This window comes from Candidatus Colwellia aromaticivorans, assembly GCF_003333305.1.
GTDB classification, from domain to species: domain Bacteria; phylum Pseudomonadota; class Gammaproteobacteria; order Enterobacterales; family Alteromonadaceae; genus Colwellia; species Colwellia aromaticivorans.
In genome coordinates, this window is the sequence record NZ_QOLD01000073.1 from 66,059 (window position 1) to 78,976 (window position 12,918).

Below are 12,918 nucleotides of genomic sequence, written 5' to 3' on the forward strand. Positions count from 1 at the left end.
ATATACCGTATTTTTTATTGAGATCATACTCAAGCTATTTTCTAATGGTTAGTTCGAGATAATAACTGCATAAACTCATCTTCTGGTATAGGCCTTGAGAAGTAATACCCTTGACCATAATCACATCCAGTATCAAGGAGTAACTTCATTTGTTCTTCTGTTTCGATACCTTCAGCAATAACTTTCAATCCTAACTTCTGAGCCATTGTGATAATGGCTTCTGACAAAATCATATCCTCTGAGTCCACCGCTAAATTTTTTGTAAATGATCGATCTATTTTTAGGTAATCAAGCTCAAACTTTTTCAAATACGATAGTGATGAATACCCGGTTCCAAAATCATCCATAGATAGCTCAATATCAGCAGCTCTGAACTGAGAAAGCCGCTCTATTGTGTTTATATTATTATTCATTAACAAACCTTCAGTTATTTCAATAACAATGTTTTTCCCTGGTAATTGATTTTCAGTAAGGTAGGTTAGCCAATCTAACTGATTTTTTGTTTCTCTGAATTGTACCGGTGATTTATTGACACTGATTTGTATATCTACACCAAGCTGTTCTTTACATTTTTTAATGTATTGCACGGTTTGCTTAAATACCCAATCACCTATTTCGACGATTAATCCGGATTCTTCTGCGAGTGGAATAAATTTTGCTGGGCTCACCATGCCTCGGACGGGATGATTCCAGCGTAAAAGGGCTTCTGCTTTACGAATATTACCTGTTTGTAATTCAACAATGGGTTGATAAAACACAGCAAGTTGATTCAAGCTAATCGCTTTACGCAAGTCATTCATTAATTCTAAGTGATTTAAAGCTTGCTCTTGCATTGAGGCAGTAAAGTAACAAAATTGATTACGGCCGAGATCCTTAGCAAGATACATTGCTTGGTCAGCATTTTTTAGCAGTTCCACAGTGGTGCTTGCATCATTTGGATATAGTGTAATCCCTAAGCTAGCGGATATATACGTATACATTTTTGAAATATAAAATGGCTGACTTAAGGCGAGTAACACTTTCTGACAAATAGATTCGACATTATGTATGTCAGATAAATCAGATAAAATAATGGTAAATTCATCACCACCTAATCGAGCAACAGTGTCTACTTCTCGAACACAATGAGTAATTCGTTTTCCAGCCTCAATAAGTAGTGCATCACCATAGGCATGCCCCCTACTGTCATTAATGGTTTTAAAGTTATCTAAATCCAGAAAAACCAAAGCAAATTTTTGCTTCTTACGCTGAGACACCTTAATTTCTTGTTCCAACCTATCAATAAACATTCTTCGGTTAGGTAGCTTAGTCAGGCTGTCATAATTAGCTTGCCTTAATATCAGTTCATTCGCTTCTTTCTCTTCTGTTATATCTGAAAACAATGCTATATGTCTGAATACTTTGCCATAGTCATCATAAATAGTATTAATTGAAAGCCATTCTGGATAATCCTCTCCATTTTTTCTGGTATTCCAAATTTCACCCTGCCATTTTCCGGTTAGCTCTATTTCTTCCCACATTAATTGATAAAACTGTGGGCTTTGTTTATTAGAGCTAAATATTTTAGGATCTTTTCCGATTAATTCGCTTCTGCTATAGCCGGTAATATCAGATAAAGCAGGATTAATCGCAATAATCTCATTCTTAATATCGGTAATCATCATTGCTTCAGCGCTATTTTGATACACTATGTCGGCAAGTTTTAAATCATCTTCTTGTTGACGTTGATCTGTAATATCTTTGCTGATACCGATCAAACCAACAAGCTCTCCTTGCGTATTTTTCAATTTAACTTTTGTGACTTCAAGAATGTATGGTTTTTCATTTAAACGAGGGATTATTTCATAAGAAACATGGGGAAGATCTTGCTCTAAAGCAGCTCTGTCTGAATCTAAGCAATTATGTGCCATTTCACTTCCTAATACGTCAGCTAAATTAGCTGAAGGAGTATTAAGCATTTCTGCTTCCTCTATTCCTACTAAGTCACAAAATGTCTTATTAACAAAATGATAACGCCCATCCGCTCCTGTAAACCAAATTCCTATAGGTGAATTATCAATAATAGCACGCAAGCTTGTGGTTATTTCTTCTTTCTCAATCAAAAGATTTTGAAAGGATGCCGCCATTTCATTAAACCCAATAGCAATATTATTTAGCTCATCATGTGTATCAAGTGTTACGCGAGCATCAAGATCACCATTGTAAAACTTACCCGTAACTTTAGTTAAATAATTGATACTGCGAACTGTTGAGAAATACATTCCTATTATGAAATACAATACAATAAGAAATAACACTGACGAAAAGCCTATACTCACAATTAAATGAGTGTTTGCTTGTGTAACTCGGCTGTGGAGCAAACCACTGAGTGTAAAAGAAAGTGAGTTATCTAAAAATTGATATCCTTTATCAATAACGGAAGTAGATAGAGTGTAAAACTCGAGAGAACTTATAGAAGTTGTATCAGATATAACCTCTTCTAAGGTTAATTTGATGTGTTGCTCAATTGTTTGAATTAGCGCCTGAGCAGTAATATTTTCTCCATCCGAAATCAATCCCCTTCTAACCTTTTGCATATTATTTTTAAATACACCAATCGGTATATTGGTATTTGCTAATAGTTTTATTATGTTTTTTTTATATTTTGTCTCTTTATTAATTAGATATAAAACACCCTCAGAACGTGCTTGTCCGAGTAGCTCTAACGTGATGGGCATGGTGAATAAAACGCTATTTGTTAAATAATATGAATCAAGATCATCCATTACAAGCAAGCGATAATAGTCAGCCACTTTTAGTTGAAAAGAATTTAGATTGTGAATTAGTTTTGTGTGTAAGCTATGGCTATTCTCTTGTTCTAAAGTGGTTTTCTTTGTATTTAAATATTTCCACTGATCAGTAATAGTAGACCATTTTGCTGTTTTCTTTAACGCTAAAGGCAATGCGTTGCTGACTTTCAAAAAATTATCATTGACTTTTTTATTAACTAATACCTGTTTATCAGTACTACCATTAATATTTGCAAGAACCGCTGTAGAAATTCCCCTATGCTGTTGTAGTAATTGGATTAATCTTGATGTTTTTTGTGTCTGATGTAAGCCTTCTAGCTGCTGATTAGCGGTACTGATCGACTCGGACAAATAAGAGATTAAATAAATTGAAACAATCAATAATGCAAGAAGTGATAGCCCTCCAAGTACTATAAATTTGCGAAAATAACTCAGGCTTTTCATTAAATTTATAGCGGGATTAAATAATTGTTTCACAAAATATTCCTGAAATATACAAGTAAATGACACTGGGTATAAAACCTTAGTAACAGCTTAAAAAAACAAACGGTTAAAAAATTTCAAGCTGATACAAAAGCCAATTATTATAATGATATTTACCCCATAAAATCAATAAATTAGCGACAAGGTAAATTGTTTTATCGTTCGATTTTGAGGCTAAGCATATCAAAGCGTAAAGTTTCCTTCTGAGTAAAACAACTCACAAAGTTTGCTTAAATAACCTAACTATACTAAAAACTTAGCAGCCAACCTTTCAAGGTTATTAGCAATATCTACTTGCTCGTTAGCCGCCTGTGATACATCCTGAGCTCCTGTCGTTACTTCAGCAGATTTTTTATCTATATCATTGACATTTTTATTAATTTCTTCTGTCACACTAACTTGCTCTTCTGCCGCTGTAGCTATTTGCTCTATCATCAGATTTATATCAGATACCGCCGTTACGATACTTGTTAGTGATAATTCAATTTGATGAGCACCATCAATACTTTCATCCGCACGTTTTTGAGTGCCAATAACCATAGTATTTGCACTGTTGGCTTCATTTTGTAATTGATTGATAATTCCTTCAATTTCAATGGTGGAATCTTGGGTGCGTTGAGCTAAAGTTCTGACCTCATCAGCGACTACAGCAAAACCTCGACCCTGCTCCCCTGCTCTAGCCGCTTCTATCGCTGCATTTAGGGCAAGTAAGTTAGTTTGGTCAGCGATACCTTTAATGACATCAATAACATTTGATATATTGGACGTAGTTGAGTGCAGTCCTGAGATGAGTGAACCTATTTCAGAAACTTCTGATGCTAAATTATTAATTGCTTCTAAAGAATTTCCAACTACAGTTTGGCTTTCAATCGCTTTAGTATTCACTTGATGTGTCGATGACATAGCCTCATTAGTATTGCGAGATACTTCTTGAACCGTTGCCGACATTTCCTCTATTGCTGTGGCCACTTGAGCGGTTTCATCACGCTGCTGCAATAAGCTACCTACATTTTCATTCAAAATAACAGATGATTGTTGTGCAGATGTCGCAAGGGAAATGCTGCTATCTTTAATTTCAGTGATGGCATGAGAGAAAGTGCTTAGTGTTTTATTTAATCCTTTGGCAACACTACCTAATTCATCCGTGCTAAAGACCTTTGATTGTACCGTCAAATCATTATTTTCGGTCACTTTTTCCATCGTTACTGAAATTTCCTTTAACTGTTTAATTAAGTTTGTCAAAATAACGTAAACAATAAAAATAGTAATAATAAAAGTTGAAATAATAACAAGCAAATTCACAATGAGATTGTTTTTTGCTTCACTAAGCAGCTTGTTAATATCAGAAATAAACTCATCGGCAATTAGGTTTTCAATATCTTTAAGTGAATTAATTCGTGCGGTAGCATTTTTAAACCATACAGCTGCATCAACATTAAAAGGGCCGTTTTGACCAACAGATAATGCCACTTTTCTCATTCGCTTGACTTCAACTACAGCATCATTACTTAATATATTTTTATAAGCATTTACGGTTGTCGATGACGCTTTAAAGATAAACTGCTCGAAATAATTATCCTGTAAAGCCATAAGGCTGATAAGTTTTTGAAAGCTTGCTTGTGTGAAGGTATCTTTTGTAAAACCAACACTAACAACAGCACGCTCTATACCAGCTCGCTCTTTAGCTTCTAAAAGCACATAATATGCAATGGCATCACCGACTGTTTCTGTTGGACTTATAGCTGAAAAGAACCCTGTTAAGCTAAGCATCTTGTGGTTTTGACCAGTGTAATAACCGATAGTCTCACTCATAGGGATTGAAAAATCACCTGAACGAGATCTAATACCATCTAATTTTAATAAGCCATTTTTAATCGTTGAAACAATCTCATTTACATTATCATTATCAGAAGAAAAACCTTTAAACATTGCATTTAAATCTGTGAGAGCATTATTGGTAAGATTGCGTTGCTCTTTTAACTCGTCAGAAAAACTGTTTCCTTTACTTCCAATATAAACAGCAGTCGCGCCACGCTCTTTTTGCAACTCATGAACAAGCGCGTTATTAGCAATAGTTAGGGTAATCAATTCTTGAATATCTTCAAGCTGCCCTTGCTTTGATGTTAAAGCATTTAAATTACTCAAACTGAAATAAAGTGTGGCAAGAAGTGGTATCAATACAAGTAATATTAACTTTTGTTTAAATACTAAGTTATTAATTAAATTCATAAGGTTTCCTAATAATTTTTCATGGCTATGCAGTTAACTCAGGATGTAACTGTAACCGTCATCTTCGAAGTATCTTATCGAAGATCTATTGCGCTTAATACACTAGATCCCCGATTAAAACACTACGGGGATGACGATCCTGAACCATCTACATAGGCACGTAATTTTTTGACATAAATCTAAACAGCAAAAACTATAAACTAGTAATTCCTACTCATTATTTTATATTAGAGACAGCTATAATAGAAAGTGGCTTAATATTTTTCATTGGCCATTATCCATTACAGCGATTATATTTTTGGTTTGATTGGTTTGGTTTGATTTTATTGGTTTGATTTTATTGGTTTGATTTTACTTCAGTAACCGCTCAACTTTTATGATATAAATCAAGCGATCACTAGAATTGGTGAGATGACACATAAGCCGGGTTTTGTATCTCCCGAAGGAGTGACAATCATTCGTCTAGGCCTTAAATCGCTCTAAGGCTCAAGCAACCTACCCGGTTTCCACGCGAGCCACGCTTATACTATATAAACTTGCGTTCAATAGTCATGAAACCCTATTTGGTCTTGCTCCGGGTGGAGTTTACCCTGCAATTACTGTTACCAGCAATCCGGTGCGCTCTTACCGCACCCTTTCAGCCTTACCTGTGAAGTTTCCTAAGAAACAACCATCGGCGGTCTTCTCTCTGCTGCACTTGTCGTCGGCTTGCGCCGCCCAGGCGTTACCTGGCACCCTGCTCATTGGAGCCCGGACTTTCCTCCCCCTAAAAATACTTACGTAAATTAGGCAGCGATTGTCTAGTCAACTCGATGAGCATTCTACCTGTTAGCTAGACAGTGAGCAAGTTATTCTGCTACCGCAACAATAGCGTTGAAAAAGCGAGTTTTCGCATTGTTAAGGTTATTTAATGCCGTGTATACCCAAGCCACTTGAAGATACGAGTTTCAGGAAGTCTGAGCAAGTTATAATTAAGGCGCATTTTTTTATTAATGGTTACTCAGGAGAATATGATCCTGAACAACCATTACCTTCAATCAATGCCTTGCGTACATGGATGTAGGTACTTAGGTTCAGTCTGGAACTATGAACCTGTACCTAAAGACGCTTCTAATTCCAGCTGAATTCTGCATCTTCAAGTGGTTTGGGTATACTCAATGCATGAACAGTTATGCTTTAAAGCTTAGTGCAATATCATATAACGCATTTTTTTTAACACCATGAATTTCTGCTGCAATAGCGCAAGCTTTTTTAGGCTTCATTTCGCTAAGCAACAACTTTAATGTTTTGATTACATCAGGTGATATAGCATTTACATCAACTTTATGACCTTCAATGATCAGCACCATTTCACCTTTAAGCTGATTGGGATCTTGTTCTAACCAAGCGAGTAAGTTATCAGCCGTATCTGAATGAATGGTTTCAAAAGTTTTAGTCAACTCACGTGCAATAACAACATAACGATCACCACCTAACGTACTAACCACATCTTTTATGGTATCAATTGCCCGCCTTGGTGCATCATAAAAAACCATCGTTCTGGGTTCATTCGCTAAAGCTAAGAGCGTACTTTGTCTAGCGCCTGATTTTGACGGTAAAAAGCCTTCAAAAGAAAATCGATCAGTAGGCAAGCCAGCAACGCTTAACGCAGCAATGGCGGCACATGCTCCAGGAATAGGAGAAACAGGTAAATTAAGACTACGACAGTGGCGCACTAGATGAAAGCCAGGATCACTAATTAGCGGCGTGCCTGCATCGGAAACAAGTGCAATGCTTTTACCTTCTTGCAATAGTTGCGCAATGTAATCTTGTCTTTGTCGTTCATTATGATCGTGCATAGACAAAGTTTTATTTTTAATCGCAGAAGCTGACAATAACCTTTGCGTATGACGCGTATCTTCACAAGCAATAATATCAACCTGTGTTAATACGGCTAAAGCTCTTGCGCTGATGTCACCTAAATTCCCAATGGGAGTGGCAACAATATATAAGGTACCGGGGTTTATGTTAAAATCGCTCATGTAAACTGACTTCTCTCATTTGAATTTAGTTGAGACTCATTGCAATGGCGTTTATTATACCAATCAGACTAACTAAGTAATCATTTTAAATGGCTTAAATACTCAATAACATCGTTGCTTTCAATCCCAATAGCTAGCTATTGCTCAATCAAGCGCCTTGTTCTTGAAAATTTACACTCATTAAAATTTGAACCATTAATTAATCTGATTGGTATTATAACCTCACAGCGAGATAAAGGCGCACGGATTTTTACGATTTGAGCCAAACTAAATTTTAGTCTTTCATTTACAAGGAACTGCTTTGACTAGGTCATTTAAGTACAAACAAACCCACATTCTATTTGGAATAATATTACTTATTACCTTTTTCTTGAGCGGTTGTAGTACGCAAACTCCGGTGGCAAAATTACCGACAAAAACAATGAGTAAAAAAGCAGATAAAGTGATTATTGACCAAACTGTTGAAGAAAAACTAACATTGGCTAAATCACTTAACAACTTAGCGCCAACGCCTCTATTAACAGCGCAAATCAATGAACTATTAGTTGAGTCCAGTGAGTTATTCCTGCAACAACAAGATTTTTCAAAAGCCCTTTGGTTAGCAAATAAGATCTCCGATATGGTTAAACAAAATCACTCATATACTTATCGATTGTTGCTCGTTAAGGCAAAAAGTTTACAAGCCTTAAACTATCATCAATCCGCGTATAAACAACTGCAACTTACCCGTGAATTAGTGACTTATGTTAATGCTGAAAATCCTACCACACCTTTGAAACTATCGTTCGAATATTACCTATATTTACAAGAGGCATTAGAAGTAAAACAACAACCGGTAAAAGCGCTTGCTGCCGAATTAATGGCTTTTTCACTCAATGATGATTCCTCAACGCAAGATGTTTTTTCATTGTGGCATAAACTTGAATCACTTAATCAGTGGCAACTGGCACAATTAGTTAAAACTGATCCTCCATTTATTAAAGGTTGGCAGCAGTTACTTAACTATAGCCACAAGTATGGTGCTAATAACGAACAGTTTCCTCGCTATTTACGTTTGTGGGAAGAACGCTACCCAACACATCCCGCCACGCTTATTGCTGAACAGTTACTAACATCAACATTATCTGTGAGTGAAATTGAAAATATTGCGGTGTTATTGCCTTTGAGTGGCAGTCAAAAAAGTGCTGGGTTAGCTGCCCAACAAGGTATTTTATCCGCTTATAAAAATGATACGGCTAATAAAATTCATTTCATTGACACTAACAAAATAGATTGGACAACCCTTGCCACTCAATTTACTGAATCGAGCATAGACCATGTTATTGGACCACTATTAAAATCTAATGTAGAAAGCTATTTAAACCTGAGCGAGCAGCAAATAGCGCTGCAAATTCCGAGTCTATTTCTTAACTTGCCGATCAATAATAAACTCGCTAGCTATCAAACAGCTTTATCTATGCGCCCAGAAGATGAAGCAATACAGGCAGCTGCAACTCTCAGCCAGAAAAACTATAAAAACCCGATTGTTTTGAGCCACCAAGATAGCGTGTCAAAACGCCTAGCCGTTGCTTTTAGTCAACAATGGCAAATTCTAACTGGCGATAATGTTGATATTGTTTACTTCAATCAAGGTAAACAAATGCAAGCAAGTTTAAAAGAAGCCCTTGATGTAAACGCGAGTCAAAAACGTATAAAGCAATTGAAAAATCGACTTAAAAATAACATTAAGTCTCAGTCAAGAAATCGCCGTGATATCGATATGATTTATCTAATAGGCTCCGCATCACAAACTCGATTAGTTAAGCCATATATCGATGTCAATACTAGCCCTTTTGCTAGTATAATCCCTGTTTTTGCTAGCTCTCGAAGCCATAGTAATTTTGATTACAACAATAACAGCAATGGCAGTACCAATGATTTGCAAGGTTTAACTTTCACGCAAATGCCTTGGCTACTAACATCCAAGCAACAAAATAAAAATTTAGCTCGGTTAAGTCATAAGCTATGGCCTAGGCGTACCGACAGTTTATCGCGAATATTCGCTATGGGATATGATAGCTATAACCTACTTGATAAAGCAGAATTAATGCAACAAGCCCCCTATATTCGCCACTTCGGTCAAACGGGTGTATTAAAATTGAATCACAATAATGTATTAACTCGTAGCCTAATTTGGGGTAGGTATCAAAATAATAAGGTGATGCAAATTGTTATGGAGTAACACAAGCCATGCACGCGGTAGATTAACCGAAGCGTTTGCTGAAGATTATCTTATAAAGCATGGTTTAACTCCTATTGATAGAAATGTACATTGCCGTCAAGGTGAAATTGATATTGTTATGCGTGATGGCGATACTTTCGTTTTTATTGAAGTAAAATATCGTAAAAATAATCACTTTGGTAGTGCAATAGAGGCAGTCTCTAAGGCCAAGCAAAATAAAATTAGACATTGCGTAGCATTTTTTTTCCATCAAGCCAACTTAAACGAATATAATACCCCATGCCGTTTTGATGTTATTGCCTTAGAAGGTAATATTAACCAACCACAGGTAACTTGGCTCAAAAATGCTTTTTAAGTTACAACAGCACAACACCGGAGTTGCTTTACCCCATGCTAGAACAGATACAAAATAATTTCACTGAAAGCATTCAAACCCAAATAGCAGCTACTGAAGCTATTTCTAGCGCTATAGAACAAGCCGGTATGATGATGGTACAAAGTCTATTATCGGGTAATAAAATGCTTGCTTGTGGGAACGGTGGCTCTGCCGGACATGCACAGCACTTCTGCTCACAACTACTAAACAGCTTTGAAACCGAACGTCCGAGTTTACCCGCTATCAGCCTTATTGCAGGTAGTGCGACAATCACTTCATTTGCCAACGATTCACAATATGATGAAGTATTCTCTAAACAAATTCGTGCTTTGGGTAATAACGGTGATGTTTTATTGGCCATATCACCAAGTGGTAATTCAACAAATGTTATAAAAGCCATTGAAAGCGCAGTATCTCGTGATATTCCTATTATTGCGCTAACCGGTAATGATGGTGGAGATATTGCTGGCTTATTGGGTGAAGGTGATGTTGAAATCAGAGTACCCTCTGCTCGTACAGCCCGTATCAATGAGGTTCATTTAATTGTGCTACATTGCTTATGCGAAATCATCGATACTACTTTATTTCCTCAATCGGAGTCTTAATTTCACATGTTTACTATTTCCAAATCTATTAAAAATAAGTCCTTTAAACTCGGTGCTGCTTTACTCATTGTTTCCGTACTGCAAGGTTGTGCTGCTGTTGCCGTAGTTGCTATCACTACTAGCGCTTCTATGGCGACAGATAGACGTAGCATTGGTAATCAAATTGATGATCAAAGTATTGAAATTGAAGCTTATAATGAAATAACAAAAAATAAGTCATTAAACGACAACACTAATTTGCATATTATTAGTGTTAATGGCTCTGTACTACTTATTGGTCAAGCACCGAATACGTACCTTAGAGATCAAGCAATAAAAATAATCAATAATATCGATGGGGTGGTACGTATTCACAATCAAATCCGTATTGGTAATCTTACCTCAATTACCACACAAACAAATGATGTTTGGTTAACATCCAAAGTTAAAAGCGCGCTTTTTTCTAGTGACGAAGTAAATGGTAATACCATTAAAGTCATTACTGAAAATGCTGAGGTGTTTTTAATGGGATTAGTTACGAAAAAAGAAGCGGATATTGCGATTAATATCACCCGTAATATTAGCGGTGTTAGTCGCGTGTTTAAGGCGTTTGAATATTTGTAAGCAAATATCCTTCCTTCGACAGGCTCAGGACAAACGGAACTTCCCTGCTCGTACTAAGCGCGAGGAACAAATAATCACCCGTTCATACTGAGCACGAGGAACAAATAATCACCCGTTCATACTGAGCGCGAGGAACGAGTAGTCGAAGTACGACAAGCTTCCTTCGACAAGCTCAGGACAAACGGATAAAACAGAATTTACCCGTTAGGACTAAGCGCGAGGAACAAATAATCACCCGTTCATACTGAGCGCGAGGAACAAATAATCACCCGTTCATACTGAGCACGAGGAACGAGTAGTCGAAGTACGACAAGCTTCCTTCGACAAGCTCAGGACAAACGGATAAAACAGAATTTACCCGTTCGGACTAAGCGCGAGGAACAAATAATCACCCGTTCATACTGAGCGCGAGGAACGAGTAGTCGAAGTATTATTTAATAACTTTTAAACTCGCTTTACTTTTTGTTGCTTTTTTCGGTTCAGCCGCTTGAGCTGTAGATGAAACACTGCTTAAACTTGCTTTAGGCTTAACGTTGCTCTCTGCATCGTCTTGAACATTGATTTCTTCTTCCGTTGGGTGCTCTATCGGTAGCGAAGTACCAGCACCATTTTCTTTTGCATAAATAGCTGCTATCGCACCATAGGGTACGGTAATATGCTCAAGTTTACCGCCAAACCTCGCGCTAAATTCAATACCTTCAACGCCTAAAGCAATAGTCCCTACTGCCGATGCTGCGACATTCAACACTATTTGACCATCATTCACGTATGACATGGGCACTAAAACACCATAAACACTTACGTCAACAACAATATAAGGTGTTAAATCATTATCTGAAATCCAGTCATAAAAGGCCCTAACTAAATAAGGCTTATTAGAGCTCATTTTCACCTGAGTAGAATCAACCATTAAGCAGGGTGACCAAAACGTAATTCACGTTCTTCTTCAGTTAATGATGCTTGGAATGACTCACGTTCAAATAAACGCAGCATGTATGTTTTAAGTTCTTTTGAACCTTGTCCATCAAGTTCAATACCAAAAACAGGTAAACGCCATAGTAATGGAGCGATATAACAATCAACTAAGCTATATTCTTCACTCATAAAGTAGGGTGCTTCATTTAAAATAGGCGCGATACTTAGCAGGCTTTCTTTTAATTCTAAACGTGCTTTTTGTGCTTTATCAGCAGGGCCAGATAGTATGATTTTAGCTAGGCTATACCAATCATTTTCAACGCGATGCATCATTAAGCGACTACGACCACGTGATACCGGATAAACAGGCATCAATGGTGGATGAGGAAAACGCTCATCTAAATATTCAATAATGATTTTAGCTTCATATAAAGCTAATTCACGATCGATTAAAGTAGGCACTGTGCCGTAAGGATTTAAGTCAAGTAAATCTTCTGGCAAATTTGCTAAATCAACAAAATTGATATCAACACCAACGCCCTTTTCTGCTAATACTATACGTGTTTGATGACTATACATATCATCAGCATGCGAGAATAACGTCATGACTGAACGCTTATTTGCTGCTACGGCCATAGGGCCTCCTAATGTTAAAACTACTTATACCAATTGTAAT

9 protein-coding genes and 1 other RNA gene are annotated in these 12,918 nt (G+C 36.9%); 4 read left to right on the plus strand and 6 right to left on the minus strand.

Annotated features, from left to right (window positions below; all coding sequences use genetic code 11):
• Window positions 1–41: 41 nt before the first annotated feature.
• From DWA31_RS11815 to rsmI, 4 genes are all read right to left on the minus strand, one after another.
• On the minus strand, window positions 42–3,266 hold the full coding sequence (locus DWA31_RS11815; protein ID WP_114326783.1) for an EAL domain-containing protein: 3,225 nt from the start codon (window positions 3,264–3,266) through the stop codon (window positions 42–44).
• Window positions 3,267–3,515: 249 nt separating this feature from the next.
• Entirely contained in the window at window positions 3,516–5,501 is a 1,986-nt protein-coding gene (locus DWA31_RS11820; RefSeq protein WP_114326784.1) for a methyl-accepting chemotaxis protein, read from the minus strand.
• A gap of 403 nt (window positions 5,502–5,904) precedes the next feature.
• Window positions 5,905–6,313, minus strand: an RNA gene (gene rnpB, locus DWA31_RS11825) — RNase P RNA component class A.
• A 357-nt stretch (window positions 6,314–6,670) separates the two neighbouring features.
• Window positions 6,671–7,522, minus strand: a complete 852-nt coding sequence (gene rsmI / locus DWA31_RS11830) for a 16S rRNA (cytidine(1402)-2'-O)-methyltransferase (protein ID WP_114326785.1) — start codon at window positions 7,520–7,522, stop codon at window positions 6,671–6,673.
• Window positions 7,523–7,823: 301 nt separating this feature from the next.
• Between rsmI and DWA31_RS11835 the strand changes: the two genes are divergently transcribed.
• Genes DWA31_RS11835 through dolP form a run of 4 tightly spaced genes read left to right on the plus strand, consistent with a single transcriptional unit; the run spans window position 7,824 to window position 11,327 of the window.
• The gene (locus tag DWA31_RS11835) at window positions 7,824–9,743 is read left to right on the plus strand and encodes a penicillin-binding protein activator (protein WP_114326786.1); all 1,920 of its coding nucleotides are present in this window, start codon (window positions 7,824–7,826) and stop codon (window positions 9,741–9,743) included.
• Window positions 9,730–10,098: a YraN family protein gene (locus DWA31_RS11840; protein ID WP_114326787.1), complete on the plus strand. Its 369-nt coding sequence runs from the start codon at window positions 9,730–9,732 to the stop codon at window positions 10,096–10,098. Before DWA31_RS11835 ends, DWA31_RS11840 begins: the two co-directional genes overlap by 14 nt.
• Window positions 10,099–10,133: 35 nt before the next feature.
• Window positions 10,134–10,724: an SIS domain-containing protein gene (locus tag DWA31_RS11845; protein WP_114326788.1), complete on the plus strand. Its 591-nt coding sequence runs from the start codon at window positions 10,134–10,136 to the stop codon at window positions 10,722–10,724.
• A 6-nt stretch (window positions 10,725–10,730) separates the two neighbouring features.
• Window positions 10,731–11,327, plus strand: a complete 597-nt coding sequence (gene dolP / locus DWA31_RS11850) for a division/outer membrane stress-associated lipid-binding lipoprotein (RefSeq protein WP_114326789.1) — start codon at window positions 10,731–10,733, stop codon at window positions 11,325–11,327.
• A 430-nt stretch (window positions 11,328–11,757) separates the two neighbouring features.
• Here the strand turns inward: dolP and DWA31_RS11855 are convergent, their stop codons facing one another.
• Both DWA31_RS11855 and sspA read right to left on the minus strand, forming a co-directional pair.
• The gene (locus tag DWA31_RS11855; protein ID WP_245942602.1) at window positions 11,758–12,213 is read right to left on the minus strand and encodes a ClpXP protease specificity-enhancing factor; all 456 of its coding nucleotides are present in this window, start codon (window positions 12,211–12,213) and stop codon (window positions 11,758–11,760) included.
• A 23-nt stretch (window positions 12,214–12,236) separates the two neighbouring features.
• Entirely contained in the window at window positions 12,237–12,878 is a 642-nt protein-coding gene (gene sspA, locus DWA31_RS11860) for a stringent starvation protein SspA (protein WP_114326791.1), read from the minus strand.
• Between the last annotated feature and the right edge of the window lie 40 nt (window positions 12,879–12,918).